The sequence below is a fragment of the Paenibacillus pinihumi DSM 23905 = JCM 16419 genome (assembly GCF_000422505.1).
Taxonomy (GTDB): Bacteria; Bacillota; Bacilli; order Paenibacillales; family Paenibacillaceae; genus Paenibacillus_D; species Paenibacillus_D pinihumi.
Genome location: NZ_AULX01000029.1, coordinates 78141 through 104362, shown reverse-complemented (window position 1 = coordinate 104362; position 26222 = coordinate 78141). Strand labels below are relative to the sequence as shown.

General features: G+C 48.5%; 27 protein-coding genes and 2 other annotated features. Of the genes, 23 read left to right on the top strand and 4 right to left on the bottom strand.

The features are described 5' to 3' along the window. Positions 1 to 256, bottom strand: a 256-nt coding sequence (locus tag H583_RS0111290) for a helix-turn-helix domain-containing protein (protein ID WP_028560564.1), incomplete at its 3' end; no start/stop codon positions are given. 177 nt (positions 257 to 433) lie between these two features. Between H583_RS0111290 and H583_RS0111285 the strand changes: the two genes are divergently transcribed. The 5 genes from H583_RS0111285 to H583_RS0111265 all read left to right on the top strand — a co-directional run bounded on the left by H583_RS0111285 (position 434) and on the right by H583_RS0111265 (position 3781). Further along, the gene (locus H583_RS0111285; protein ID WP_028560563.1) at positions 434 to 790 is read left to right on the top strand and encodes a GntR family transcriptional regulator; all 357 of its coding nucleotides are present in this window, start codon (positions 434 to 436) and stop codon (positions 788 to 790) included. After that, positions 783 to 1637, top strand: a complete 855-nt coding sequence (locus tag H583_RS0111280; RefSeq protein ID WP_028560562.1) for an ATP-binding cassette domain-containing protein — start codon at positions 783 to 785, stop codon at positions 1635 to 1637. The genes H583_RS0111285 and H583_RS0111280 overlap by 8 nt, the downstream gene beginning before the upstream one ends. After that, a complete protein-coding gene (locus H583_RS0111275) occupies positions 1634 to 2317 on the top strand; it encodes a hypothetical protein (RefSeq protein WP_028560561.1) in 684 nt (227 codons plus the stop codon). The genes H583_RS0111280 and H583_RS0111275 overlap by 4 nt, the downstream gene beginning before the upstream one ends. A gap of 67 nt (positions 2318 to 2384) precedes the next feature. Further along, positions 2385 to 2990, top strand: a complete 606-nt coding sequence (locus H583_RS0111270; RefSeq protein ID WP_028560560.1) for a YkoP family protein — start codon at positions 2385 to 2387, stop codon at positions 2988 to 2990. Between the two features lie 152 nt (positions 2991 to 3142). Further along, positions 3143 to 3781 (top strand): GNAT family N-acetyltransferase, encoded by a 639-nt coding sequence (locus H583_RS0111265; protein ID WP_245585900.1) that lies wholly within the window; start codon positions 3143 to 3145, stop codon positions 3779 to 3781. Positions 3782 to 3881: 100 nt separating this feature from the next. Here the strand turns inward: H583_RS0111265 and H583_RS0111260 are convergent, their stop codons facing one another. Together H583_RS0111260 and H583_RS0111255 are read right to left on the bottom strand one after the other, a co-directional pair. After that, complete coding sequence (locus tag H583_RS0111260) at positions 3882 to 4466, bottom strand: GNAT family N-acetyltransferase (RefSeq protein WP_028560558.1); 585 nt, start codon at positions 4464 to 4466, stop codon at positions 3882 to 3884. Between the two features lie 289 nt (positions 4467 to 4755). After that, the gene (locus tag H583_RS0111255) at positions 4756 to 5709 is read right to left on the bottom strand and encodes a LysR family transcriptional regulator (RefSeq protein ID WP_028560557.1); all 954 of its coding nucleotides are present in this window, start codon (positions 5707 to 5709) and stop codon (positions 4756 to 4758) included. A 288-nt stretch (positions 5710 to 5997) separates the two neighbouring features. On the opposite strand from H583_RS0111255, the gene H583_RS0111250 reads away from it, so the two are divergent. From H583_RS0111250 to H583_RS0111220, 7 genes are all read left to right on the top strand, one after another. Next, the gene (locus tag H583_RS0111250) at positions 5998 to 6894 is read left to right on the top strand and encodes a TIM barrel protein (protein ID WP_028560556.1); all 897 of its coding nucleotides are present in this window, start codon (positions 5998 to 6000) and stop codon (positions 6892 to 6894) included. Positions 6895 to 7035: 141 nt separating this feature from the next. Then, the gene (locus tag H583_RS0111245) at positions 7036 to 7869 is read left to right on the top strand and encodes an AAA family ATPase (RefSeq protein ID WP_028560555.1); all 834 of its coding nucleotides are present in this window, start codon (positions 7036 to 7038) and stop codon (positions 7867 to 7869) included. 99 nt (positions 7870 to 7968) lie between these two features. Beyond that, a complete protein-coding gene (locus H583_RS0111240) occupies positions 7969 to 8505 on the top strand; it encodes a GNAT family N-acetyltransferase (protein ID WP_028560554.1) in 537 nt (178 codons plus the stop codon). A gap of 140 nt (positions 8506 to 8645) precedes the next feature. Next, positions 8646 to 9605 carry a phosphotriesterase family protein gene (locus H583_RS0111235; RefSeq protein WP_028560553.1) on the top strand — a complete coding sequence of 320 codons (960 nt, stop codon included), beginning with the start codon at positions 8646 to 8648 and terminating at the stop codon, positions 9603 to 9605. A 247-nt stretch (positions 9606 to 9852) separates the two neighbouring features. Continuing rightward, a complete protein-coding gene (locus H583_RS35280) occupies positions 9853 to 10956 on the top strand; it encodes a copper amine oxidase N-terminal domain-containing protein (RefSeq protein ID WP_051236314.1) in 1104 nt (367 codons plus the stop codon). A 193-nt stretch (positions 10957 to 11149) separates the two neighbouring features. After that, the gene (locus H583_RS0111225) at positions 11150 to 11968 is read left to right on the top strand and encodes a TIM barrel protein (RefSeq protein WP_028560552.1); all 819 of its coding nucleotides are present in this window, start codon (positions 11150 to 11152) and stop codon (positions 11966 to 11968) included. Between the two features lie 135 nt (positions 11969 to 12103). Next, positions 12104 to 12337: a binding site (T-box leader), on the top strand. Positions 12338 to 12396: 59 nt separating this feature from the next. Next, complete coding sequence (locus tag H583_RS0111220) at positions 12397 to 13203, top strand: class I SAM-dependent methyltransferase (protein WP_028560551.1); 807 nt, start codon at positions 12397 to 12399, stop codon at positions 13201 to 13203. Positions 13204 to 13284: 81 nt separating this feature from the next. On the opposite strand, the gene H583_RS32610 is transcribed toward H583_RS0111220, so the two are convergent. Continuing rightward, positions 13285 to 13869, bottom strand: a complete 585-nt coding sequence (locus tag H583_RS32610; protein ID WP_245585899.1) for a class I SAM-dependent methyltransferase — start codon at positions 13867 to 13869, stop codon at positions 13285 to 13287. Here H583_RS32610 and H583_RS0111210 point away from each other — a divergent pair. The 11 genes from H583_RS0111210 to H583_RS0111155 all read left to right on the top strand — a co-directional run bounded on the left by H583_RS0111210 (position 13797) and on the right by H583_RS0111155 (position 26220). After that, on the top strand, positions 13797 to 14585 hold the full coding sequence (locus tag H583_RS0111210; RefSeq protein WP_028560550.1) for a methyltransferase domain-containing protein: 789 nt from the start codon (positions 13797 to 13799) through the stop codon (positions 14583 to 14585). The two genes, H583_RS32610 and H583_RS0111210, sit on opposite strands and share 73 nt — an antisense overlap. A gap of 407 nt (positions 14586 to 14992) precedes the next feature. Then, positions 14993 to 15589, top strand: a complete 597-nt coding sequence (locus tag H583_RS0111205; RefSeq protein WP_028560549.1) for a YdeI/OmpD-associated family protein — start codon at positions 14993 to 14995, stop codon at positions 15587 to 15589. A 254-nt stretch (positions 15590 to 15843) separates the two neighbouring features. Next, the gene (locus tag H583_RS0111200) at positions 15844 to 16677 is read left to right on the top strand and encodes a polysaccharide deacetylase family protein (RefSeq protein ID WP_028560548.1); all 834 of its coding nucleotides are present in this window, start codon (positions 15844 to 15846) and stop codon (positions 16675 to 16677) included. Positions 16678 to 16814: 137 nt separating this feature from the next. After that, positions 16815 to 17080 (top strand) — a binding site (T-box leader). Positions 17081 to 17181: 101 nt separating this feature from the next. Beyond that, positions 17182 to 18270 (top strand): aspartate-semialdehyde dehydrogenase, encoded by a 1089-nt coding sequence (gene asd, locus H583_RS0111195; protein ID WP_028560547.1) that lies wholly within the window; start codon positions 17182 to 17184, stop codon positions 18268 to 18270. 282 nt (positions 18271 to 18552) lie between these two features. Then, a complete protein-coding gene (locus tag H583_RS0111185; protein WP_051236309.1) occupies positions 18553 to 20307 on the top strand; it encodes a sensor histidine kinase in 1755 nt (584 codons plus the stop codon). Continuing rightward, complete coding sequence (locus H583_RS0111180) at positions 20304 to 21077, top strand: response regulator transcription factor (RefSeq protein WP_028560545.1); 774 nt, start codon at positions 20304 to 20306, stop codon at positions 21075 to 21077. Before H583_RS0111185 ends, H583_RS0111180 begins: the two co-directional genes overlap by 4 nt. A gap of 210 nt (positions 21078 to 21287) precedes the next feature. Continuing rightward, positions 21288 to 22946, top strand: a complete 1659-nt coding sequence (locus H583_RS0111175) for an extracellular solute-binding protein (protein WP_028560544.1) — start codon at positions 21288 to 21290, stop codon at positions 22944 to 22946. Between the two features lie 37 nt (positions 22947 to 22983). Continuing rightward, a complete protein-coding gene (locus tag H583_RS0111170; RefSeq protein ID WP_028560543.1) occupies positions 22984 to 23874 on the top strand; it encodes an ABC transporter permease in 891 nt (296 codons plus the stop codon). Between the two features lie 14 nt (positions 23875 to 23888). Beyond that, a complete protein-coding gene (locus H583_RS0111165; RefSeq protein ID WP_028560542.1) occupies positions 23889 to 24776 on the top strand; it encodes a carbohydrate ABC transporter permease in 888 nt (295 codons plus the stop codon). 31 nt (positions 24777 to 24807) lie between these two features. Then, positions 24808 to 25530, top strand: coding sequence for an SDR family NAD(P)-dependent oxidoreductase (locus tag H583_RS0111160; RefSeq protein WP_028560541.1), 723 nt, complete (start codon positions 24808 to 24810; stop codon positions 25528 to 25530). A gap of 54 nt (positions 25531 to 25584) precedes the next feature. Further along, positions 25585 to 26220 carry a ThuA domain-containing protein gene (locus H583_RS0111155; RefSeq protein WP_028560540.1) on the top strand — a complete coding sequence of 212 codons (636 nt, stop codon included), beginning with the start codon at positions 25585 to 25587 and terminating at the stop codon, positions 26218 to 26220. Positions 26221 to 26222: the final 2 nt, after the last annotated feature.

Genomic DNA, 26222 nt, shown 5'->3' with positions numbered 1-26222 from the left:
AGTTGTTGCTTCCATGGTATTTCTCCTTGTACAAGGTCACCACCCGTTCCTTGATTTCATCCGCCAGCGCATGGCTCGGTTTCCGACCCCGGTTTCCATGGGCAAGTTTTTGTGCGCCTCCTGTTTGGTAGTTTTTCTTCAACCGGATGACCTGGCGCTGCGTCATCCCCAAGGCTGCCGCTCCTTCCGCATTCGTCATATGTCCCTCAAGAATCTTCTCCACTACGTGTACCTTCTTCAGTTCGGCTTTTGTCAACGTAATTGTCTCCTGTCCCATAGTGACATTATCTCAGAACAGTTATGGGATGACATTATCACAGACGAATAACATCATTCACAAAAATCCTTGACAAAATTCCGATTATCGCATAAATTCAGGTTAATGAGTTAAATCATTAACCATTTATCCCATGGAGTTGAAAGAGGGGCGGGAATGAAATTTGAAAAACCGGTTTTTGTACAAATCGTGGAAATGATTGAGGATGATATTCTTTCGGGCAGATATGGTGTGGACGACATGATTATCTCAACGACACAAATCTCAAAGCTGCTGTCCGTAAATCCGACAACCTCGGTTAAGGCCGTTAGCATACTGAACGATCGGGGCATCTTGTATAAAAAAAGAGGTGTGGGCATGGCTGTAACACAAGAAGCCAAGGAGATTATTTTAAGAGAGCGTCGCGAAACATTTTTTGAGCAATTTGTGCCGGAGTTTATTGAAAGTGCGAATAAGATCGGCATATCCGTGGAGGATTTACTGAAAATTATAAAGGAGCATGGCCATGATTGAATTTAAAAATGTCATAAAAGACTACGGCAAATCGATTGCGCTGAATTATTTTTCACTCTCCATCGAGCAGCCTGGCATCTACTGCCTGCTGGGACGCAATGGTGCAGGCAAGACCACATTTCTCAAAACGCTGTCCGGGCATATCAACACAACCAGTGGCGACATCTATGTCAACGGCAGGGCAGTCAGTACACTCGCCATGCCGGAGGATGTACATTTTATTGAAAGCAATGCCTCACAATTTAATATGAAGCTTGCCGATTTATTCAGGGCTGCTGATGATTTAAACCCGCTGTTTGATTATGGGTTCGCATTGCGGAATGCCGAGAGGTTCAAGCTGGACCTCAAGAAGCGGTACAATCAGCTCTCATTTGGAATGAAAACGATGGTGAATACTCTGCTTGGTTTATCATCAGGCAAGGAGATCCTGGTGCTGGATGAGCCTGTGATGGGCTTTGATCCGGTCATGCGCAGAACGTTTTATGAACTTCTGCAGGAGAGCTGCACAGAGAGACCAAAAATCGTTATCGTGTCCACCCATCTCATTGATGAGATGGCTCAAGTGGCCGAGAAGCTGATTATTATCAACAAAGGGGAACTCGTACTTTACACAGATATGAATGATATTGATGAAAAGGCTTATTGCGTCACAGGCCCTGCCGATTCAGTCCGAAAGGCTACAGAAGGGCTGCGAATCATCGGAGAGACGAAAGCCGGCGGATTTCTGTCACAATATGTATATGACAACCGTATTACCGGCAGTGACAAATATGCAGTATCAGCACTTGGGCTGCAGGATTTCTTTATTGGACTTGTAGGAGACGGGAAGGAGGAAAACATTAGATGAAAACGGCACTCGCTGTTACAAAAGTAAATCTTAAAAATCAAACGGTTGCTTGGATTATAACTGCCGTTTGTATATTAGGGGGGCTATCCAACTATCTGATTTCCGGATCAGACGGCTTCAAAAATCCGTTTCTCAGCATCGGGCTTTACCCGTGGATATTCTTGATTTTGCTTGCGATTTTAACGCCTGCACGTAACTTTCGGAAATTTATGAATATTAACTTGAAGAAAAATGAATATATGAAGGGCTGCGCAATCGGCTATATATTGTTGGCATGGCTGCTCTCAGCTATAAATTTGGTCTGTTACATGACTATTGATGCTTCCATTGCCAAGATCCCCTCAAGCGGCATTATTAATCTGCTTGATATATTTGGATGGGCCGATCATGGGTTATTGCTGGCATTTTTTCAACAGTTTGCTTTTCTGCTGCTTTTGGCGGTTGTACTTCACAGCCTGATCACGATCCAAACCTTCTGGTATGGAATAGTGGTTGATGTTGTGATTATCGGAATCATCGTCATATTTATTCCGATTGCTCCTTTGCGTGCTGTTCTCAAGGATGCTTTCAACCTGATTATTTTTCACCAAAATGCGGCCGTACAAATTGTGGCCTGTCTGGCGCTCTCGGCCATCATTTATTTGCTGAGCATTATTCCCGTTCGGCAAAAACGCATTTAGCCAATTCTTCCAAATTCGTATTACAGGGGCGGGCTATCCGTTCCTGTCAGTCAGGTGGTGTTACTGGATGCAACGATTTTTAAAAACATGTATACAGAACAGTTGGATGCTCTGGGAACGGGGCTTTAAATGGACGTCGCGATTTCGCTGCTGGAATACCTTCCAATTCGGCATTTGCACCGTGATGATCAGGAAACATAGGGGAGCGCGTATCGTATGTGAGGATTCCACGATTATTCGGGAAGGGGATTGGATCGGGGAAATTCACTTGAACAATCACACTGTCTTGCAGCTCATCCGGACCAGCGGTCCGGATCTGGCAGCCATTCAGTCTGCCAGGCTGCTCAGGAAATCGATGCAGCAGATTAGCCGTGCATTTGACAGCCAGCCGGAGTTCAGAAGAGTAAGCGCATTGGTCGGCATATCGCTGCTGCACCGGGGACTTATACATGGTCTTGGCTTTGAGACACAAACGATGAAACCGGATCTTTTTCAGAAAATAACAACTTCATATTTAAGGCTCCTCTTGTCGGCGCTGCATCCGGAAGGGAGGGGCCGAATTGGGCGCAGAACAGAAGTATTGATTCCGATGAGACTGGTTCATACCCGTATGTCCTTGAACACGCGTTTTTCCGGCGGCAGAATGGAACGTGCCCAGGCGGCCGGGGAGTAGCCGGGAGAGCTGAACGGATTTTTGATAAAGCATCGAATTTGCGCGCCAAATCAGGCCGGACGCCGCTCCAGTATACAATAATTCCAAATTTTCATTCATTTCCTCCATCCTTTAAACGCCAGTAAAGTATTATGCTAAAGGAAGACTAGCATTTGCGAACGAAGGATGGTGTATCCGGTATGCATTTTTTTCAGCGGGATATCGTGTTAGAAAATCATATTGTGAAGCTTGTGCCGTTTCATGGAAAATACAAAGAAGGTCTGCGAAAGATTATCTTTGACAAGGAAATTACCAAATTTACCGAGGATCATATCCTGGATGATTATGCGCTGGAGCATTATATAGCCAGAACTCTTGCCGATCAGGTGGAGAAAATTTCCTATCCGTTCATTGTCATTGACAAGGCAACTGGAGAAGTAGCCGGTTCAACCCGGTACGGGAATCTGGCCTTTTTTAGCAAAAGACTGGAAATCGGATGGACTTGGTACGGGGCACCATACAGAGGCACCGATATTAATAAAGCCGCCAAGTTTGAACTGCTGAAATTTGCATTTGAGGTCATGGGATTCCACCGTGTGCAATTCAGTGTGGATGTGGAGAACATCCGTTCACAGCGGGCGGTTCTCAAGCTGGGTGCGAAGCAGGAAGGTGTTTTCCGCAACAATTATCTCAATGCCAGGGGAGAGAGCAGGGATGATGTGTATTACAGCATCATTCATACGGAATGGCCGGAACTGAAGAGAACGATTTTTCGTGAATTTGCGGAGCTGCCTGCCGTTTCATCTCACTAATGGTGTACTGCATCATAGAAAAAACAATCGTATAGACCGGAAAAAGGAGAGGGGCCAGCCCCTCTTTTCTTGTGCTATGTTATAGCTCTGATTCTGCATCTTATTCAAACTCAACCCCGCGAACCTTGGAAAATACCAGTGTATCCCGAAGTTCTCCATTTACATCACAAGCGTCATTACGAAACTTCCCTTCAAAGGTATAGCCTGAGCGCTCGGCTACGTTCCGGCTGCGGGTGTTGCGCGAGTCACAGCGGATAAAGATCCGATTGGCCCGCAATTCAGTTATCGCATAATTCGTAATGGCTTCGACTGCTTCCGTCACATATCCTTTTCCTGCAAATGGCGTTCGTGCCCAATACCCGATTTCAAACTTTCGTACCTGCCAGTCAATCCGGTGGAGGCCGCTGCTGCCGACGAACTCTCCGGATTCCTTGAGAAAAATCAGCAATCGCAAGTCTCTTCGTGACAAAAACTCCAGCCGGGCATGCCGGATATTCGCCTCACTTTCGTCAACGGACGGGACGCTTTGTGCCCACGGCATCCAGGGACGAAGCTCCTCTATACTGTCACAGACCGCTTCATTCACCGCCTTACCGTCTCCCCATAGTGGAGCACGAATAAGCAGCCTCTCACTCTCAAAGCTTTCAGGTAACGTTAACAAAATGTGATCTGTTCCAGCTGCCATCTGCTCAGCCTCCCTTAAGAAAATATTTCCATCCACGATAACATTTGAAGTCCCGCTTGGCAAGAGAAATTTGAAAATCATGCCGGAGGATTGAAGTTTATATTTAATCATCTATTAAAAAAATAAATACGACTTATTTGGAAACGGTATATGGTTTACAGTTTATTGTCATCGACGGATGCGCACATGAATATTTGGGGCAGGGGCACACCCTCCGAAAAAGAAACATGGAGCCGGGGCTTCATCTGATTTGACGGAGGGTGTATGCAAGGAATGATCGGATACATCGCTAAGATGAAGTTGGATCTGTAGTGGCCGGTGCAGCCTTGGAGTCTATGTTGTTAATCACGCCAAACTGTCTCTCGCTAAGTTGTTCTTTCAAATATTGGACAAACGCCTGGTTGAACACATTGTCCTCATTGTCCGGATGCAGCAGCACCTGGAAGGGGCGATGAATCGGGAAGCCCTCCGTGTTCAGGATGATCAGATCCGAGTAGCCGGAATCGCTTTGCAGGATAAAACTGGACATGACGGCGATGCCTACATGATTCAGGACAGCAAGCCGAATGGCTTCCTGCTGGTCAATCTCGATGTAATTGGCCGGATAGAAGTGATGCTGCCTGCACCATACCTCAAAGCGCTTGCGTGTATCTGACCCTTGCTCGCGGATAATAAAGCACTGGTCCTGCAGGTCCTGTACTGTAATCCTGGTCCGATTCGCCAGTGGGTGCCCGCGCCCGGCAACGAGCACGATGGAGTCGTTGCCAACCACCTCGGACCGCAAACCCGCATACTCCATCGGCGAGGCAATGATGCCGATATCGGTCTTCCCGTCATGAAGCTGATTCACGACGGAATCAAAATTGCCGATCGACAGGAACAGGCGCGTTCCGGGGAAGGATTGCTGGAATTTCTTTGTAATCAATGGAAGAATATAGGTTCCTGTAGAAGTAGTGCTGATGCGGATGTGCTTGCGCTTGATATCTTTGGTATCGTGGATGGCCTGGACAGCATTTTGGTGCAATTTGAGAATGTCGGAGACGTAATGGGCAAGGATTCTTCCAGCCAGCGTAGCCTGGGTCTGGCGAGCATTCTGCTTGAAGAGGACAACGCCCAATTCCTCCTGCAGCGTCTTGAGGCGGACGGAGATGGTCGGCTGGCTCACATAGAGCAGCTTCGCAGCCTCTGAGTAGCTTCCTTTATCCAATACAGCCTGAAAGGCTTCCAATTGTTTGAAGTCCAAGCACATCCGCTCCTTATATTCGCTTATATGTGCAAATCTATTAATAACGTTAATGCACGATATGAAAAAAAGCAATACGGTTAACGGTTGAATTTACATTCCTATAACCTTAACCTTCACTTAATGAGCCAGACCTGTAATTTAAGTATTGGCTCCAATAAGAGCCTATACCATTCCAGGAGGAAGTACAAAAACAATATTGATGCAGCGCCCACGATTGCCCTCTTGCTTGGAACTGAGATGAAGGAGGCGGACGGAAAGGTATTGCAAAGTTGAGGAGGCTGACGAATGAAACGATTCATCATTGGTCAATATGGGGGCTTCGATTACGCCAAGTATGCCAGGGATTTTCGACAGGGCTTTTATGGTATTGAGGCTTGCCTGTTCCGCGGTGATGAAGATATTAGCAATCTGCTGAAAGAATCGCGTGATGCGGGATTTCGGGTCGGTATTCATTTTCCCCTAAGAGACACAGATGCACTGCGGGATGCATTATTTATGGCACAGGATGAGACAGTCAGGGCCAGAGAGTATGCCAGAGTGCAGCAGGCTTTGGATGAGTTAACAGAAATCGCACCAGACTACGTGTTGTTCCATTACCCCAAGCCGGTTATTCTCGATGACAGAGTAAACTGGGGAGCATGGCATTTTACCGATTCAAGTGAATATGCCTATGAGAGCAGCTATCCGCTGGAATTGTTCCTGGAGCAAAGTGAAGCGCTGTTTGCATGGCTATCCGAGCAGGGACGAAAATATAAGTTCACCCCGGTTCTGGAGTTGGATGCTATCAATCATTATGTGTATGCGACGGATCATGTCACACGTCTGTTGGAGAAGTACAGCAGCATCAAGCTCTGTCTGGATACCGCGCGGTTGTATTTGCAGGATCGGCTTGACCCTTGTTTTGACGCTCTGGGTGCTATTCGAAAGTTCGCAAGATTTGCCGGGACCGTACATTTGTCAAATGTACAAATCGGCAGCAACAACCAAATTGCCAACAAGCGCAATCCCGTGCTGCCCAACCAGCATCCGGATGATGGCTGGGCGCCGATCGAAGCTTATCTAACCCTAATCAAAGAGGCCAAGCCGGATATCAAAATCATTTTCGAGCACCGGTCCGACTTGGTCACGGATGAAGAGTTGGCTGCGTGCTACGATTGGGTGGGGAAACTTTTGGGAGGCTAATTCATATCAGAATTGGCCTTTTTATCGTCCATTCAGCATTTTGCTTCCAAGTTGACTGGTCAGGGTGGAACTGTTACATTAATTAAATGTAATAATTACGTTTAATTTCAGCCAGACATTTAGTTCGCATCCAAAAGGAGAATGAGAAACATGGCAAAGAACAACAACAATAACCGTCTGCCGCGGGCAAAGGGAATCGATATGGCGACGGTATATCTTCCGAAGGAGTGCGCGAGGAAGGTTAAACGGATCGTGCTGCATCCGGCTAATAAGCGGATTGTGGAGGAATTTATTTTAGCCCTTGGCATGAAAGAGAAGTTTGAGCATTACGATGTGCCGGTTCCAAACAAGGTGGTTATGTTCGGGCCGCCGGGAACAGGGAAGACGTTGACGGCTTTTTATATGGCGCAGCGGCTGGATATTCCGCTTATTCTTGTCCGTCTGGATGCGATTATTCATAGCCATCTCGGAGAAACAGGCAGCAATGTACGGAAAATATTCGACTTCGCGAGGTCGTCGCCATGCGTGCTGTTTTTGGATGAGTTTGATGCCATCGCGCGCACGAGGGACAACAATGATGAAGTCAAGGAAATGGCGAGGGTTGTGAATACACTGCTGCAATGTCTGGATGAGTTCGATGGTGACAGTATTTTCATGGCTGCTACCAATCTGGAGGAGCAGCTCGACCATGCAATTTGGCGCAGATTTGATACGAAGATGACATTTGGCCTCCCGGACGATGAGTATCGCACCGAATACATTGGACAATTAATTGGCGAATTCGAACACGAAACGCAGTTGACGGGACATACCTCTGCGCTGCTTAAGGGTTGCAGTTTCGCTGATATTGAGCAAATCGTACTTAAGGCCAAACGTAAGGCCATTTTGGAAGACCGTTTGCTGACGCTGAATATGATCCGTTATTCGATGGAGGAATATAAGCCGAAGGTTACTAAATTCAACAATTTGCATTAAGAAAACGAACTGTTTTATGTATACTATGAGTAAAGAGGGATGTAAAAATATTGAAATTGACTTGTGAAATCAATACCCTTAAAAAAGGAGAGTGAAAGAATGAGCGATAATATTACACTGCAAAGAATTACAACACTTGATGGGGGAGCAGCTGAACAACTGTCCAGACTTCTGATCCATGTTGTTGAAGACGGTGCTTCTGTCGGTTTTTTGCCTCCTTTGAGCCGGGAGGAAGCTGAGGGCTACTGGCAGCAGGTTATCGCGGATGATGTGCAATTATGGGCAGCCATACAAGGAGAATGCATTATCGGTACCGTTCAACTGCATCTTGCTATGAAAGCCAACGCGCTCCACCGGGCTGAAATTGCGAAGTTGATGGTAGATCCGTCTTCCCGCCGGGGCGGGATTGGCCGCAAGCTGATGCATACCGCCGAACAAGCAGCATTCTGTGAAGGCCGTTCACTGCTTGTATTGGATACCCGGAGCGGTGATCCTTCCAATCTGCTCTATCGTTCAATCGGATATATAGAAGCTGGACATATCCCCCATTACGCACGTTCAGCTAACGGAGAGCTGGACGGAACGACGTTATATTATAAACTGTTGGCGCATGACAAAAATGGTGTGAAAGAGTAGGAGAGAAAAGTATAGTTTTGCACGCTGCACAGCATCCATATCGCATATTGACAGTTATTTGTGTTTCATGCTTAACTGGTAAAGACAACAGGACAATATGATAATATTATGTTTAACAACTCAACCAGGGAGCTGACAACATGCAGACCATTCAAACCGTGTTAGGAGAAATCAGGACAGAGGAGCTTGGATTTTGCCACAGTCACGAGCATCTGTTTCTTGCGGAAGGGACGCCGTCCCGGCTCAATCCTGATCTGCTAATTGATGATTTTGACAAGACAAAGGAAGAATTACTGCATTTTAAAAGCCTTGGAGGAAGCGCTATTATAGATGCCCAGCCCGTAGGCAGCGGCAGAATGGGAGATTTGCTGGAAAAGGTATCGCGTGAGACAGGCATTCACGTTATTGCCTCTACCGGATTTCATAAGTCGATATTTTATGAGCCGTCACATTGGCTATTTCATAAAGATGAACAGCAGCTTGCCGACCTGTTTGTATCTGAGCTTGAAGAAGGCATGTTTGTCGGAGCTGATCAGGCAATGCCACAGCAGAGAATCCACGCCAGGGCGGGGCTGATCAAAACAGCAATCGACGAGGATATTCCCGGGCCAACAGCTGTCAAATTGTTAAATGCCGCTGCGGATGCTTCCATGCGGACCGGTATTCCCGTCATGTGCCATACGGAGACACACCGGCAGGGGGTAGTTGTGGCGGAGCATTTTTTAAAGTCCGGGCTTCAGCCGGAGAAGATCGTGGTCTGCCATCTGGATCGGAGCCTGCATGACTATAGCGTTCATGAGCATCTTGGACAATGTGGAGTATTTCTGGAATATGACACTATCGGCAGGTTTAAATACCATGATGACGAGCAGGAAGCGAAGCTCGTTTTGCAAATGTTGGAATGGGGATTTGAGGAGTTGATTCTTCTCGGTCTGGATACAACGAGAGCCAGATTGAAATCCTATGGCGGCTCGATCGGTCTGGATCATATGATCAACAGTTTTTTGCCGCTGCTGAAGGAACGGGGTGTCTCCCAAGAAGCAATTGACAGAATGATGATCCATAATCCGGCTCAGGCCTTTTCCAGGCGAATCGTATAAAAGCAGCATCAGGAGCACCATTGGGTCAATCAGGTGGAAAGTCTGCTGCTCGGATAGCTTACGTTCAAGCCCGACCCATCAAGAAAATCATAATCTTACAGGAGTGTAATCCTATAAATAGTACAAATAGACTAACCGGTTATGCATCGGTTGGTCTATTTTTCACTCCGAGCCCTCAGGTTTGCAACTTTAACCGTTGATTATTCGTCTGGAGAGCATGACAACAAAGGATGGTGTACGTATATACATGAACAAAAAACTCGCACTTTGCGCCGTATTGCTGGCTGCAACAACTTCAATTGCCCATCTTCCGCAAACTCATGCGGCTTCAGCGCCGGGCATGGTACAATTCGTAATCAATAAGACTACTTATACAAATCATACCGGGCAGCATACGTTATCCGCAGCACCGTTTGAACAGCAAGGGAATACGATGGTTCCCCTCCGGGCTGTGGCTGATTCGCTTGGGGCATCGATTAAGTGGGATGAGGCAACCCAATCCGCTACTTTAAGTGGTCAATCTTTTGGTAAAATCAGGTTGATCGTTAACTCCAGCATTGCATTTAATGCCAAGGGAGAGAAAATCAAGCTGCCGGCAACCGTTAAAGTTGTTAGAGGAACACTGTTCGTGCCCGTCCGCAGCGTCTCAGAGCTGATGGGTGCACAGGTGAACTGGACCGCCTCAACCCGGACCATTACAATTACCAGTGATCGCAATACGATTCAGATCGGCTATAATTTCAATAAAAGTGAAGAGGGCTGGAAAGCCGGCTTCGCGGATCTCCCGGTCGACTACAATCCGGACATCTATGAGCTGGGATATGGCAGGGAGATCCTGCCTGTCGGCAAAGACAACAAGACCAATTATGGCTTGAAGTTAAAAGGGCATAACCGCAGCGACGATTTATTCATGTTCCTCTCCCGAAAGGTTGATGGCTTTGTGCCGAACACGATCTATCAGGTAAAGATGAGCTTCGCCATGTATACAAAGGAGAAAGAGGGTTCCCTGGGGATCGGCGGCTCCCCGGCCAGCGCTGTGATCGTCAAGGCAGGCATTCTGAATAAGGAGCCAGTACCAATTGTCGTTTCAGATGGTGGAAGCAGATACTACAGAATGAATATAGATAAAGGCAATCAGTCGGCGGGCGGTTCAGATGTGAAAAAGCTCGGCAACATTGCCAAGCCTGACTCCAGCCAAGATGGTTACCAGCGGGTTAATATGGAGTACAATGCAAAAGTCAAAGCAAATGCAAAAGGCGAGTTGTTCCTTCTGATCGGTGTCGACTCCGGTTTTGAGGGATTGACGACGCTATATTTTGATGATGTGAATGTGACCGCCAAGCGGCAATAAATAATTGATGGTAAAACACGGTTTACAGCCGTCCAACCCCGAATTATAAGAAGCGGGGCAGGACGGCTTTGGCTTTTTATGGAGTGTAAAAGCTTACAGCAGAGTTTTCCATTGAGATGGTCCAGGACAACGTGATACGCTCATACGAAAAGGATCAATAAGTTCCATTAAGAAGAGCTATGGAGAATAACCTATGAATGATCTTATCTTCGGTATTTCCGGGTTGCCTGTCTTTAGCAACCAGCGAAAATTGAACTACGCAGCCGGCATTGCTTATCTCAAATCTATTGGGCTTGATGCCATGGAGCTGCTGTTTGTGAGAAACGTCAATGTCACGGATAACAATAAGGACGCAATTGTGCAAGCATCACAGGAGCATGATATTTATTTGTCCGCCCACGGATCACATTACACAAATCTGAATGCAGACGACAAGACCAAGCAGGACCAGTCCATGGCGAGAATTATAGCCGCGGCTGAGGGCTTGTCCAAAGCCGGGGGCCGAAGCCTTATTTTTCACCCGGGGTATTATTTGCAGGATTCCGCAGACGAGACTTATCATACAATCAGAGACAACCTGTTGAAATTGCCTGCTGGAAGCATCGATTACAGGCTGGAGACGACTGGAAAAGGGACGCAGTTCGGCACCTTGCAGGAACTGGTCGCGCTCTGCCGGGAAGTGGATACCTGCAAGCTGTGCATTGACTTCGCCCATATTCATGCCAGGGAAAACGGGAGCCTGAGGAGTTATGAGGATTTTGCGGGGATTCTGCAATACGTACTGGACCATCTGGGCAGAGCGGCGCTGGATGACCTGCATATTCATATGGGCGGCATCCGTTATAATGCAAAAGGCGAGATCGCCCATCTTCCTGTGCTGGACAGTGATTTTAACTATAAGTCCTGCCTGCAGGCCATCAAGGATTTTCAGGTTAAGGGATGCATCATTGCAGAGGGTCCGCTGGTTGAGCAGGATGCGCTTTTACTCAAAAATACGTACGCCAAACTGTGATGCACCAATTTGCCATCTGCGATCTGTTCGCTTACAGGCAGTTGGGCAAAAAAATTCTATATGACAGCATTACAAATTAATGTTTGACAGGTATATTATGGAGTACTATAATTGGTTTTATTTTACATGCATAGATGAAACGCAATGATTGGGAGTATTACGTCTCAGGCTGCTGTCCAGAGAGCTGTCGTGTTGGTGGGAGACAGACTGCAGCGATTCGGAACTCGCCCATGAGCGGCAGGGCTGAATTCATCAGGCTCTGACGGCTGCCTCCGTAATCAGGCATGGAGATCATTCGCTGCTGCCCGGGATGCAGCATTCGTGAATGAAGAAGAGTGGTACCGCGTAGGAGAACCTATCGCCTCTTTACAGGCGACAGGTTTTTTGTGCTTGTTGATCCCAAAATTCAGCAGAAAGGCACGATTCAGATGAACGATGTGATCCGGTATTATTCAGGATTTGATGAATGGGGAAGGCTGGAGCGGGAGCCGCTCGAATTTCTTATTAATTGGCACTATATCCGGAAGCATGCACCCGCTGGCGGCAAAATACTCGATAATGGAGCCGGACCCGGAAAGTACGCCCTGGAGCTGGCGAAGTGCGGATACCAGGTGACTCTCACGGATTTGACGCCGAGACTGGTCGGGCTTGCACAGGAGAAAGCTGGCGAGCTTGGCCTGCAGGAGCAATTTAACGGATTCCATGTCCTCAATGCGATGAATTTGACAGGGATAGCGGATGACAGCTACGATGGTGCCCTGATGATGGGACCGCTGTATCATTTGCAGAAGGAAGAGGAGCGCAGCAAAGCTGTTCAAGAGCTCTATCGCGTGACAAAGCGTGGGGGAATTGTTTTCGTCGCCGTACAGACGCGGATGAAGATGACGCTGACCTCTTTACAGCACCCCCGGCACTGGAAGCCTCATGATACAATCGCGTCGATTCGCCAGTTCCGGGAGAACGGAGTATTTAACCATCAGGATGAGGGCCGCTTCACTGGCGCCTATTTTTATGATGTGAATGAGATCACGCCTTTTATGGAACAGCATGGTTTTGACACCGTCACCGTGATCGCCTCCTCCAGTCTGGGAGGCTTGCTCAGCAGCGAGCAGAGGCAGTATTGGGAGGAGCAGGGCGAGGGAAATCAAATGACCGATCTGCTGATCGGGATGGCGGAAGATCCGTCGATTTTGGGCATTGCCAGTCATTTGCTGTACATCGGCCGGAAGAAGTAGAAGACAATTCTGAACGGCAACAGGCCGCTGGAAAACACAAAACGGGAAGCCTGCAACAAGTTTGCAGTACTCCCCGTGCTTTTATTTATTTAGGTTTAGTGAAAGACTTTTGAGCAAGGCCGCCATGTGAAAGGTCCTGACGGTTTGCATACACACAAGGCAGCTAAGCTTTTTTGGCGAAAAGTCCGGAATGATCGGAGTATGCTTTAGAAGAAAGATGAGATCCTCCGGTGTCTCATAATATTCACGGGCGCTGAAATTCAGGGATTGAATATTCGTAAATCCGGCTGCTGTTAATTCAGAAAGATACTGTTGTTGCAGCGAATCATGAGGAGCTCCCCATGACTGCCCTCTTCCGAATGCCGCTTTTACACTATACTTGTCGCTCTCGCTGACCTGTTGGGTCAGAAATACGCCACCGGGCGCAAGAACTCTTGCAACTTCTGCCGCATGGAATGGGCTGTGCCTGCAGGAGATGATATTGAAATGATCATCCGGGAATGCCAGTCTCTCCGCATCCATCTGCTGGAAGCGCACAATGGTAGGGAAGGAAGATGCTGTAAATAGCCATATCGAATTCTCTGGAGGTAGGAATGACAAATAAAAGAATGGAACCTGCGCTACATAAGGATTGGGTAAATCCACACTCATTTGAATGGTATGCACAACTTGCAGAGCTTACGGAGCGTTATCATTATTCGTGGGATTCAACAATTTCGGAGCCGAATGGCGAATCCGCATTCACTCAAGAGGCCGCCATGATGGTTCCGGAACAGACAGTGCTGGATATCGGATGCGGACACGGAGATTATGCCAAACAGTGGAGCCCCGTTGCCTCGCGTATGGTCGGGGTGGATGTGACCGAGGGGTATATCAGAAAAGCAAATCAAAACTGCCTGCCGAATACAGCCTTTGTACTTGCGAACACAAAGGACAGATTACCATTTGATGACGGAGAATTCGATTGCGCCTATAATCGCAGAGGGCCAACCTCGTCCTATCTGGATCTCAAACGGGTACTCCGAAAAGGAGGGCGTCTGCTTGCCTTGCATCCCGGTGACCGTTCAGGGGAGGAATTGTCGGAGTGGTTGCCCGGATTATACGGGCGGAATTCCGAAGGAACCCCAATTCTGGATCATTTCAAGAAACGTCTGGAACACAGCGGTTGCCATGAACTGGAAATTGAAAGCATTAGGGCAATAGAATATCTTCATAAGCCTGTAGACGTGATTCATATGTGCTGTTTCGGACAGCAGCCTGCCGTTATAAAATGGGCTGCCACTGAATGGCTGGACGAAATAGCAAGCGTCTTTGAACAGTATGGAACAAATCAGGGCTTGCCGATTACCCATAATCGCTATCTGGTTCGTGCAATATTTTAGCTTCAGTATGCTGAGCGGAATTCATTCACAGCAGATCGCAAAATATTGTCACACCTTCTTTTTAGATGGTATGATTCGCACACGGCAGATGCATGATAATATAATCTAGCCATTCAAGCAGATTTGGCAAATAAACATCTTTAAAAAATAGGGCTCAATCTAAGAATCAGTGCTTGACAGCGTAACGTCGGACTAGCGGAGAGCAAGAGGGAGGCTGGAGAAGTGAAACGTTCGCCTTTGACCCCGGATTTCAACCGCTGTGGCGGTTACATTCAAGAAATCTGAGGACAACAGCGATCGGAAGCCCCCTCTTGCTCGCAGCGCTCCCCATGTTGGTGTCAACCGCTGATTTTGAGCCGAAAATAGTCGGTACCTTATTTTTTATGATTTAAAAGGAGAGCACCTTCATGGCAAGTAGCAGCTTGAATCCTAAGGTTGATGAATTTTTAAGCAAATCTAAAAAATGGAAAGAAGAATTTGAGAAATTGAGGTCAATCGTACTTGAATGTGAACTGACCGAAGATTTCAAATGGATGCATCCTTGTTATACATTAGGGAATAAAAACATCGTTTTAATCCATGGATTCAAAGAATACTGTGCACTTTTGTTTCACAAGGGTGCCTTGTTGAAGGATACCGATGGAATTCTGATCCAACAAACAGAGAATGTACAGGCGGCACGCCAGATCAGGTTCACCAATGTACAGCAAATCATTGAAATGGAACCTATTTTGAAATCCTATATTTATCAAGCGATTGAAGTGGAAAAATCCGGTTTGGACGTTGAGTTCAAAAAAAATACAGAATTCGTCATTCCTGAACAGTTGCAAGTCAAATTTGACCAGGTCCCCGGCTTGAAAACGGCTTTTGAAGCCTTGACGCCAGGACGGCAAAGAGCATACCTCCTTCATTTTTCCCAGCCCAAACAAGCAAAAACACGAGAATCGAGGATTGAAAAATATTTGCCGCATATTCTGGGTGGAAAAGGATTAAATGATGACTAGATTTTAATAAATGCCAGTCGGATGTCCAATAATGATTTATAACGTGCACCTCACAGGTGTGCGTTTTTTGCATTTATTAAATTTATTCTTTACAAGTTCAATACAATTCGAACTAACTTATGATATAAACCGTCTATATACTGAAAGGAAAGGGGTGGAAAATCAGAACACATGACGGCGGAGAGAATCATGCCTGATCCGCACTGCAACAACAGAATATTATTGAATTTTGAAGACAAATGGGGAATACAATCATGAAGAAACTCATCTTGGCCATTATTTTACTTGTCATTATTATTTCACTGCTTTTATGGGGCAATCATCACATTACCGGAACGAGGTCACAGGTGACTCCGCCTGATGAGACGGCTTCAGCAGGTTCTGACAATGGTACAAATTCCGGACATCCGAACCTGCCGCTCATTGATCCGGATGCCGATGATGATGAAGCTGTTGATGACGGGAAAGCCATTTACTTGACCTTTGATGACGGGCCATCCTCCGTAAGCGGTGAAATTTTGGATATATTAAAGGAGTATAAGGTAAAAGCGACGTTTTTCATGTTGGAGCCCCATATGAAGAAATACCCGGAGATGCTGAAGCGGATGGTCAAGGAAGGACATGGGGTTGGCATGCATGGGGTTACGCATGATAAGAATAAATTTTATCATTCCGAACAGACCGCGCTTGACGAGATGATCAAAGGACAGAGTGCGCTGGAGAGCATCACAGGGGTAAAAACGGAGCTGATCCGCACTCCATACGGCAGCATCCCATATTTGCTGGACTCCTATCGCAAAGTATTGAATGAACAAGGCTTTAAATTATGGGACTGGAACGTTGACAGCAGTGACTGGGCATTATCCAGCCATAAGTATATTAACGTGACAATTAAGCAAATTAAGCATATAGAACAAAGCGGCACAACACCGATTGTGCTTCTGCATGATCAGGCTGTGACGGCCCAATATTTGCATGAACTGCTGGACTACTTGAAAGCAAACGGCTATACGCCGAAAAAAATCAGGCAGGATACCAAGCCATACAGTTTTACCTGTTATGACCGGTGCCGGCATGTTAAAGAGTAAACCGTACTTATTCATTAATTATCAATCCAAAACATAACCGCTAAGCGGCATTACCCTTGTCAGAAGGCAATATTTTGCCCAAATTTCAAAATTACTGTTTACCTGTTCTGTGATTTTTGATAATATAACTGTCATAAGCAAATGCGATGACGAGACGAGTAGATAAATGAATTCTTTTGCAGAGAGCTCCGGCAGCTGAGAAGGGGTAAAGAATTGTTTATTGAAGAAAGACTCTGAGCAGCACATCGGAATTCCGTCTAAGGGAGGGTGATGTGCCAGGGGCTCCTGTTATAGAGCTAGAGTATATGCATTGCCGCGGCAGTGCCGTACTTGAAGAGGCTGATATGGCGACATATGAGCAAATTTAGGGTGGTACCACGAGGATACAAATCTCGTCCCTGAGACATTCGTCTTGGGGGTGGGATTTTTTTTATACCCTACCAACGCACATGAGCAGTTGGAGAAGACTACAATAATTAGACCTTGAAAGGATGGAATCCCAATATGACACAAAAATTAAAAGCAGGCATCGTCGGCGGAACCGGAATGGTAGGCCAACGTTTCATTGAGCTGCTGAATCAGCATCCCTGGTTCCAAGTGACCGCGATTGCAGCGAGTGCCGGATCAGCAGGCAAATCGTACGAGCAAGCCGTCCAGGGCAGATGGAAGCTGAGTACAGCGATTCCTGAGGAGATCAAATCCATCGTTGTACAGGACGCATCCAATGTTGAAGCATTTGCTGCGGAAGTAGACTTTATCTTCTGTGCAGTAGATATGAAGAAAGATGAAATCAAGGCGCTGGAGGAAGCATACGCGAAGACAGGAACACCTGTCGTATCCAATAACTCCGCTCACCGCTGGACAGCGGATGTGCCGATGGTCATTCCGGAGATCAACCCGGGCCATCTGGAAGTTATTGAAGCCCAGCGCAAACGTCTCGGTACCTCCACCGGTTTTATCGCGGTGAAGCCGAACTGCTCTATTCAAAGCTATGTGCCGATGCTGAGTGCCCTGCAGGAATTCAAACCGACCACCGTGGTCGCTTCTACTTATCAGGCCATCTCGGGCGCAGGCAAGAACTTTACGGACTGGCCTGAGATGCTTGACAACGTGATTCCTTATATCGGCGGCGAGGAAGAGAAGAGCGAACAGGAGCCGCTGCGCATCTGGGGCAGCGTGGAGAACGGCGAGATCGTAAAAGCGAGCGCGCCGCTGATTACAACGCAATGTATCCGCGTTCCGGTAACGGATGGCCATCTGGCTACGGTATTCGTATCTTTCGAGAACAAGCCGTCCAAGGAAGAAATTTTGGAGCGTTGGCAGCAGTACAAGGGCCGCGCACAGGAGTTGAATCTGCCAAGCGCGCCAAAGCAGTTCATCACGTACTTTGAGGAAGAGAACCGTCCTCAGACGAAGCTGGACCGTGATATTGAGGGGGGCATGGGCATCTCCGCAGGCCGTCTGCGCGAGGATTCTCTTTATGACTATAAATTTGTAGGTCTGTCCCACAATACGCTGCGCGGAGCTGCCGGCGGAGCTGTCCTGATTGCAGAGCTGCTGAAAGCGGAAGGCTACATTCAGCCAAAATCATAAACCTTATATGTTGAAGCTGTCATTATGACGGCATTGCATGAACAGGCCACCCGGAACACCATTCTGGGTGGCCTGTTTTTTGTTCACTTGCTTATGCAATTAAAACTCCCTCTTGCGGCAGCACACCAAGCGGATTCTCTCCAGCACTTGATAAATTTTCAGAATCAGCATAGAATTTACTGTAATTTCCCTGTACCAATCCTTGCATATCCGTTATCCCGTACTACACCGATCGCAGCAGACTGATGAAGACGCCCATTTTGAGCAGGGAGGCACAATAAAATGAAAACGCTAACATTTATGAAATCATTATTTCGCCCTTTAACCTCCGGCAAACTGACCTCCTCGCTTAAAGCCAGGCTCTATCTGCTTGTGACGATTTGCTCGATTATTCCGCTGGTCCTGATCGGCGGACTGTCCGTCTGGTCGATTTCCTCCATTCTGGACAACAAAATCGACAAGGGGATGCAGAGCCATCTCCAGCAGGTAACGAATAGCCTGTCGAACACCTTGAGCTACCTGGACTATTCCTCGCAGCAGTTTACGATTAACGGTCTGATCGGCAAGGATTTGGCAGCATTGCTGGAGATGAACGACCTGACGGATTCCCTGGCGCTGCGTACCGACATGCAGAACAATATCAACCTGCTCAATTTTACCAACCCGACTGTAGGCTTGACGATGTTCTACGATACCAAAAAAGAGGAGGTGCTGTTCTCCAATCTGCTGGCGGATGACTTTGATTTTGCTGATCTGCCTGTCCTGACGCGCACGAACGGGGCCAACTACTATGGGCCCCACAAGACGAATTACCGCTACAATGATGAAAATATGGTGTTCTCGATCAGCCGTAAATTTGATATCGCAGCCACCTCGCCGCTAACCTCAGGCATTATTATTTACGTGGAAACGAATTTCAAGCTGTTCGAGGGCATTATGAGCCCTACCCAGTACGGCATGGCGGCCTTCCACCTGCTCACGGACCCCGAAGGCAAGATCGTCTACTCGCAAAATCCGGCCTTGTTCCCGGATGGCAGTGTGTACGCGGACAGAAGCGCCAATCAGTACCGGATCTTTGAGGAGACAGACCATCACGGATGGCGGCTGATTGTCTATGTCGACCAGAAGGATTATGAGCAGGAATATGTGAAATGGCGGTATTCCTTTATTCTTGTGATCTGCATTTCCTTGCTTGTCAGCTTTCTCATCGCGGTTACGATCCGTAATTATGTATACAAGCCGCTGCTGAATATGAAGAACGGGATCAATCTCGTCGCCGCGAACAAGCTGCACAAGAAGCTGCCGCGCAGCGGGCTGGCAGAATTCGATTATATTATCGAGCAGTTTAACGGGATGAATACGAAAATCAGGGAGCTGATCGCAGAGCTGGAACATGAAGGGCAAGTCAAGCGGGAGACGGAGGTTGCCAAGCTGATGGCCCAGATTAATCCGCATTTTCTGTACAATACGTTAAATACGGTGCAATGGCTTGCCCGGATGAAGGGGCAAACGGACATTGACCATTTTATCGCCAGCTTTACGAAGGTATTAAGCTATAATCTGGCCAAAGACGGCATTATCGTGACGGTACGGGAGGAAATCGAAGTGCTGAAGGAGTACATTATGCTCCAGCAGGTTCGCTATGATTATCAATACGATGTCCGCCTGGACATTGACGAGCGCACACTGGACGATGCTGTGCCGCGCTTTTTGCTCCAGCCGCTTGTCGAGAATTCCTTATACCATGGGGTCGGCGATTCAGGCGGCTCGATTGAGGTGATCGTCAGGCATGCGGATGATAAGCTGATGATTGTCGTAAGGGATAACGGCAGCGGGATGGACGAGTCGAAAATTCAGCAATTGCTCACCGGATCGGTGAAGAGCTCCGGGCTGGGCATCGGACTGAACTACGTGGATAAAACGATCAAGAGCCACTATGGCCCCAGGGGATCGCTTCGTATCGAGAGCGTGAAGGGCGCAGGGACAACGATCGAGTTGCTGCTGCCCATATGCAAAAAGGAGGAGGAGCGGGGATGATCAGAGCTTTGGTCGCGGATGATGAGACACTCGTCCGCAAGGGGATTATTACGATTATGCCGTGGGCCAAATTCGCCATCGATATTGTGGGAGAAGCGTCAAATGGCAGGCGGGCGCTGGAGCTGATGGCACATCAGCCTGTAGACTTGCTGTTCACAGACCTGATGATGCCGGAGATGAGCGGGATGGAGCTGATCCGGGAGGTTCGGGTCAAGTATCCGCATGTACAGTTCGTCGTGCTGACCTGTTACCCGGAGTTTGAGTACGTACAGGAGGCGCTGAGGCTGGGGGCGATCGACTATATTTTGAAGACGCAATTGGAAAATGCCCGCATGGAGGATGTGCTCTCGAATATTGTAGAGCGGTTCCATGAACGGAAAAAGGGCGGGAATCACCATGCGAATCCCGGGGGCCCACCCGCCTCCAGGCCTGTCCGCTATGCGGATGATATTGTCCGCAGCATTCAGGATATTATGGCGTACATCGAGCAGCAGGCAGAGCTGCAATTTACCCAGGAGCAGCTTGCCCGGAGGGCCAATATGAGCCGCGGCTATTTCAGCCAGTGTTTCAAGGATATTGCCGGAGTCGGCTTCCATGAATATGTGAAGGAGATTCGTCTCGTCCGGGCGCGTACGCTGCTGGAGACGACAAGCCTGCCGATCTACCTGATCGCCGAGCGGGCAGGGTTTAAGGACGAAAAATATTTTAGCCGCATGTTCCAGACAGAGGTCGGGATGCTGCCCTCGGATTACCGCAATAACAGGGGATAACCATGCAGGCTTGTATATGGCATGACACGTTATGCTTGCCAACGGTGAATTTTGTTGCCAGGGCAGGGTGGAAAAATGTTGCTTAATCCCGCCTAATCCCGACAGGATTGTACCTTTTCGCAAGCAGAAGTCTAACCCGGGAATACGAAGATTGGCTGTATACTGAGATTGTAAACGCTAACATTATGAATGGCAGGAAGGGGATGGGCAATGGTTTACAAACGGGGGAGTTTGAAGGCGATTTTGCTCGCAGGGCTTTGTATCAGTCTGGCGGCCTGCTCCGGTGGAGGCGGCGGGAAGCCGTCCGGAGCAGGGGAAGAGAAGCCCGCAGTCAAGGAAGAAGCGGCCTCGCCGTTCGGGAAGTTCGGGGAGACCGTAACGATCCGCTACGGCAAAGCCTCGTCGGTGGATGTCAGGCTGCCATCCGGAGAAAGTCAGGAGAATAATGAATACAGCCGTTTTATCGAAAACGAGCTGAATGTGAAGTTCGAACATATCTGGCAGACTGCTGATGGCGATCCTTATAAGCAGAAGATCGATCTGGTTATCGCAAGCGGCGATATTCCCGATGTCATGGTGGTTAATGAAGCGCAGCTCAAGCTGCTTGTCGATTCGGATCTGATTGCCGACTTGACAGATGTCTATGACAAAAACATATCGCCGGAGCTTCGCGACGTTTTTGAATCGACCAAGAACCTCAGTCTGGCCTCGGCAACCTTCGACGGCAAGTTGATGGCGGTTCCAAATTCAGCACCGGGAGCAGATGCCAAAAATGTGCTGTTCATCCGCAAGGACTGGCTTGATGAGCTGAATCTGCCGGAGCCAAAGACGCTCAGTGACATTGAGGAGGTCGCCAAGGCGTTCATGGATCGTGATCCCGGCGGCAACGGCAAGAACAATACGATCGGCCTGATGGGCCAGCAGGATATTGTCAATGTGGGGAACAGCATTTTTGGTTTTGATACGATTTTCAGCTACTTTGATGCTTATCCGGAGATGTGGATTCAGACTGCATCGGGAGAAGTGGAATACGGCTCCATCCAGCCGGAGGTGAAGACAGCGCTGGCACGGCTGAAGGAGATGTACAGCAAGGGTCTTATTTTCAAGGAATTCGTAGCCGAGACAGCGTCCAGCGGCAGGGAGAAGGTGATTAACGGCAAAGCCGGCATGTTCTTCGGACCGTTCTGGATGTCGGGGTGGATGCTGTCTGATAGTGTGAGACTGAATCCGAAGGCGGAATGGCTGCCGCTTGCTGTACCGCTCGATGATAATGGCAAGTACAAGACACACACGATGTCTCCGACTTCAAGCTATCTGGTTATCAGCAAGAAGTTTCACAAGCCGGAGGCGATTATCCGGGTTCTGAATCATGAGTACATTTTGGATCAGACGCGGGGGGAAGGCTTTTATAAGGATCAAAATGTGCCGTACAACCGTGTTAATCTGCCGCTTGGCCATATGATGGCGCCGTTTGATGAGAAGGAAGTGGCGATTGGGCGTGTGGATGAGGTCATTGCCGGAACGAAGGATTACGATTCGCTGCTGGTGCACGAAAAACTGATGTATGACCGTGTGATGTATGACCGCGAAAATCCGAAGAAGGACGTCATTGCCTGGTCAAGCATGATCAGCGCTTCTGTCTTCAGAGAGATTACGAAGAACAATACGGTGCTCGTATCCGGAGTGTTCTACGGCAAGACACCAACGATGGCCCGCAAATGGGTTAATCTGAAAAAGCTCGAGGATGAAACCTTTGTCCAGATCATTATGGGCAGCAAGCCGCTCGATGCCTTCGATCAGTTTGTGGCGGACTGGAAGCGGCTTGGCGGGGATGAAGTAACCGGTGAGGTCCGCGAGGCGGTTAAGTAAAGGTCCGGGGAATAAAGACAAGATTGGAGCTGCTTCTATGAAAACAAACCGTCATGTTTGGAGCTATTATATCATGCTGGCGCCCCCGATCCTGCTGGTGCTGATGTATGAGGTGCTGCCGCTGCTCGGGCTTGTCATCGCCTTTCAGGATTTCATACCCGGGAAGGGGGTGAGCGGCTCGGCGTTTATCGGGTGGGACAATTTCACCTATATGTTCCAGCTTCCGGAAAGCTCGCAAATTTTCTTTAATACGATCTTTATTGCGATATCCAAAATTATTATGAATCTCATTGTCCCGCTTGGCTTCGCCTTGATGCTGAACGAGGTTGTGCAGGTGACATTGAAGCGGTGGATTCAGACGATTGTGTATTTGCCGCATTTTATGTCGTGGGTTATTTTGGCCGGTGTTATGGTAAATCTGCTCTCGACAGACGGAATTGTCAATTCACTGCTTGCAGGCATTGGCCTGGACCCGATCTTCTTCCTCGGGAGCAATACATGGTTCCCGGTCGTCATTATCGGCAGTGATGTATGGAAGGAGTTTGGCTTCAACGCCGTCATCTATCTGGCAGCGCTGACCGCCATTAACCCGAGCCTGTACGAAGCGGCGCGGATTGACGGGGCATCGAAGCTGCAGCAGCTCCGTTACGTGACGCTTCCGGGCATTGCGCCGACCATTATACTGCTTGCCTGTCTTGGCATCGGAAAAATCATGAATGCCGGATTTGAGCAAATTTTCAACCTGTATAACCCGTCCGTCTATGCCTCAGGGGACATTATTGACACCTATGTGTACCGGATCGGTCTGACCCAGCATCAGTACGGCCTGGCTACCGCAGTCGGCACATTAAAATCAGTCGTCGGCTTCATTCTCGTCGTCGTCTCATGGAAGCTGGCGGATAAATGGGCCAATTACCGGATTTTCTAAGGAGGGGAGCAGGCATGTTTAACAAGCAACAACGCTTCGGGGAAAAAGCGGCTTATATGCTGCTGGTCGCGTTTCTAATTATCATTACAATCGTCTGTCTGGCTCCGATCTGGCATATGGTGGCGCTCTCCTTCAGCGACAAATCCGCCGCGGCTGCAGGACTGGTCAGCTTCATTCCTGTCGGGTTTACGCTTACGCCATATGAGTACATTTTGCAGGACCACCGGTTTTTTCAATCGTTCTGGGTATCCATTCAGCGGGTGCTGCTTGGGGGCGCAATCAATTTTGTCATGACCGTGCTGGCTGCCTACCCGCTGTCCAAGGAAACGTCCGAGTTTCCGGCTCGCAACAAGCTGATGTGGATTTTCATCTTCACGATGATGTTCAACGGCGGACTGATTCCGTGGTATATGACGGTCAAGCTGACCGGCATTATGGATACGATGTGGGCGCTCGTGCTGCCGACGGCGGTGCCGGTCTTCAACGTGGTATTGCTGATGAACTTCTTCCGTGCCATTCCGAAGGAAATCGGGGAGGCGGCGAAGATGGACGGGGCGGGGTCTTTTGTAACCTTGTGGAGAGTATATATTCCTATGGCGACTGCGGCAATTGCAACCGTTACCTTGTTCAGTATAGTCAACCATTGGAATGCATTCTTCGACGGAATGATTTTGATTAATGACCAGACCCGCCAGCCGCTTCAGACCTATATCCGCTCGCTGGTCATTACGCCGATGCTGTCCGAAATGTCATCGGAAGATCTCGGCGCGCTGCTGGAGCTGTCCGAGCGTACCTTCAATGCAGCGAAAATCGTAATTACGATGATTCCGGTGCTGCTGGTCTACCCGTTTTTGCAGAAATATTTTGTAACCGGCATCACGCTCGGTTCTGTGAAGGAATAAAATTCAGGCAAATAAGGAGAGCGAAGAAGCGATGACCAAAACTGTATTTGTAACCGGAGCCGACAGGGGGCTCGGCTTCTCATTAACGAACTGGCTGCTGGAGCATTCATATCAGGTATTTGCCGGACGTTATATCGAGGATTGGCCGTTCCTGGATGAGCTGAAGGAGAAGTACCCGGATACGCTGGAGCTGATCCCTATTGATGTGGGCGATGAGACCAGTGTCAAGAAGGCGGCCAGAATGATTGCATCCAAGACGAGGACGCTGGACCTGATTATCAATAATGCGGGCATCGGCAGCCGCGGGGACCATGCACCGGTTACGGTGGATCTGGATTTTGAAGCGATGCAGCAGATTTATAATGTGAATACGCTTGGTCCGCTGCGTGTGACGAACAGCTTGCTCGGCCTGCTGCTTCAGGGAACAGATAAGCTGGTCGTCAATATTTCCTCTGAGGCGGGCAGTGTATCACGCAACGAGCGGACGGCAGGCTATGGCTACTGTATGTCCAAGTCAGCCCTCAATATGCAGTCATCGATTTTGCACCGGTATCTGACGCCGCTTGGCGGACAGGTGATGGTGTTCCACCCCGGCTGGATGCAGTCTTATATGAGCGGCAAGCTGAATACGAATGCGCCTATTAATCCGGATGATTCCGCACAGAAGATTATGGCGCTGGTGGAGCAGCATAAGGCCTATCTCGCCGAGCAGCCGGCTTATCTGGATACAGACGGACAGTCGTGGCCGTGGTAGTATAGACTTAAAGGCGGGTTCTATTCCGAATTTCCACTCGAAGGGAGCAAGAATATGTCCAAAATAAAAGCAATCGCACTAGGCAATTACTCAGATGCCAAATATCATCCGTTTACAGAGGTTGACCGCCAAATCGAAGCAAGCCTTCAGGATGTGGCGGACGTGCACAGCACAGACGATTATAATGTGCTGAATCACGAAGCGCTCCAGGAGTATCAACTGTTCATTTCCTATACGGAGTTTTCCCAGGTGGCGCTTCCCTCCGAACAGATAGCCGCCTTGTTGTCCTACGTGGCGAATGGGGGCGGGCTGCTTGTCATTCATAACGGGATTTCGCTTCAGCGCAGCCAGGAGCTGGGCGCGATGATCGGTGCCAGGTTCACAGGACATCCTGAATTTACGACACTGCCGATTACCGTTTGCGAGCCGGACCATCCGGTTGTGAGAGGGATTGAGCCTTTTGAAATCGATGAAGAGCCTTACCGCTTTGATATGTACCCTCATTACAAGACGACCATTTTGCTTGAATACGAGCATGAGGGACAACAATGGCCTGCGGCCTGGGCGCATGAATACGGGCTGGGGAGAATTGTTTATTTGATGCCCGGACACCAGCTATCGTCCTTTTCCTCCCAGCCGTTTCGCCAGCTGATCCGGCAGGGCGGATTATGGGCAGCCAAAGTGTGGTGAAC

Coding starts and splice junctions, on each gene's coding strand:
- H583_RS0111285 (WP_028560563.1), top strand. CDS start 434: ATGAAATTTGAAAAACCGGTTTTTGTACAAATCGTGGAAATGATTGAG.
- H583_RS0111280 (WP_028560562.1), top strand. CDS start 783: ATGATTGAATTTAAAAATGTCATAAAAGACTACGGCAAATCGATTGCG.
- H583_RS0111275 (WP_028560561.1), top strand. CDS start 1,634: ATGAAAACGGCACTCGCTGTTACAAAAGTAAATCTTAAAAATCAAACG.
- H583_RS0111270 (WP_028560560.1), top strand. CDS start 2,385: ATGCAACGATTTTTAAAAACATGTATACAGAACAGTTGGATGCTCTGG.
- H583_RS0111260 (WP_028560558.1), bottom strand. CDS start 4,466: ATGGCAGCTGGAACAGATCACATTTTGTTAACGTTACCTGAAAGCTTT.
- H583_RS0111250 (WP_028560556.1), top strand. CDS start 5,998: ATGAAACGATTCATCATTGGTCAATATGGGGGCTTCGATTACGCCAAG.
- H583_RS0111245 (WP_028560555.1), top strand. CDS start 7,036: ATGAGAAACATGGCAAAGAACAACAACAATAACCGTCTGCCGCGGGCA.
- H583_RS0111240 (WP_028560554.1), top strand. CDS start 7,969: ATGAGCGATAATATTACACTGCAAAGAATTACAACACTTGATGGGGGA.
- H583_RS0111235 (WP_028560553.1), top strand. CDS start 8,646: ATGCAGACCATTCAAACCGTGTTAGGAGAAATCAGGACAGAGGAGCTT.
- H583_RS35280 (WP_051236314.1), top strand. CDS start 9,853: ATGAACAAAAAACTCGCACTTTGCGCCGTATTGCTGGCTGCAACAACT.
- H583_RS0111225 (WP_028560552.1), top strand. CDS start 11,150: ATGAATGATCTTATCTTCGGTATTTCCGGGTTGCCTGTCTTTAGCAAC.
- H583_RS0111220 (WP_028560551.1), top strand. CDS start 12,397: ATGAACGATGTGATCCGGTATTATTCAGGATTTGATGAATGGGGAAGG.
- H583_RS0111210 (WP_028560550.1), top strand. CDS start 13,797: ATGACAAATAAAAGAATGGAACCTGCGCTACATAAGGATTGGGTAAAT.
- H583_RS0111205 (WP_028560549.1), top strand. CDS start 14,993: ATGGCAAGTAGCAGCTTGAATCCTAAGGTTGATGAATTTTTAAGCAAA.
- H583_RS0111200 (WP_028560548.1), top strand. CDS start 15,844: ATGAAGAAACTCATCTTGGCCATTATTTTACTTGTCATTATTATTTCA.
- asd (WP_028560547.1), top strand. CDS start 17,182: ATGACACAAAAATTAAAAGCAGGCATCGTCGGCGGAACCGGAATGGTA.
- H583_RS0111185 (WP_051236309.1), top strand. CDS start 18,553: ATGAAAACGCTAACATTTATGAAATCATTATTTCGCCCTTTAACCTCC.
- H583_RS0111180 (WP_028560545.1), top strand. CDS start 20,304: ATGATCAGAGCTTTGGTCGCGGATGATGAGACACTCGTCCGCAAGGGG.
- H583_RS0111175 (WP_028560544.1), top strand. CDS start 21,288: ATGGTTTACAAACGGGGGAGTTTGAAGGCGATTTTGCTCGCAGGGCTT.
- H583_RS0111170 (WP_028560543.1), top strand. CDS start 22,984: ATGAAAACAAACCGTCATGTTTGGAGCTATTATATCATGCTGGCGCCC.
- H583_RS0111165 (WP_028560542.1), top strand. CDS start 23,889: ATGTTTAACAAGCAACAACGCTTCGGGGAAAAAGCGGCTTATATGCTG.
- H583_RS0111160 (WP_028560541.1), top strand. CDS start 24,808: ATGACCAAAACTGTATTTGTAACCGGAGCCGACAGGGGGCTCGGCTTC.
- H583_RS0111155 (WP_028560540.1), top strand. CDS start 25,585: ATGTCCAAAATAAAAGCAATCGCACTAGGCAATTACTCAGATGCCAAA.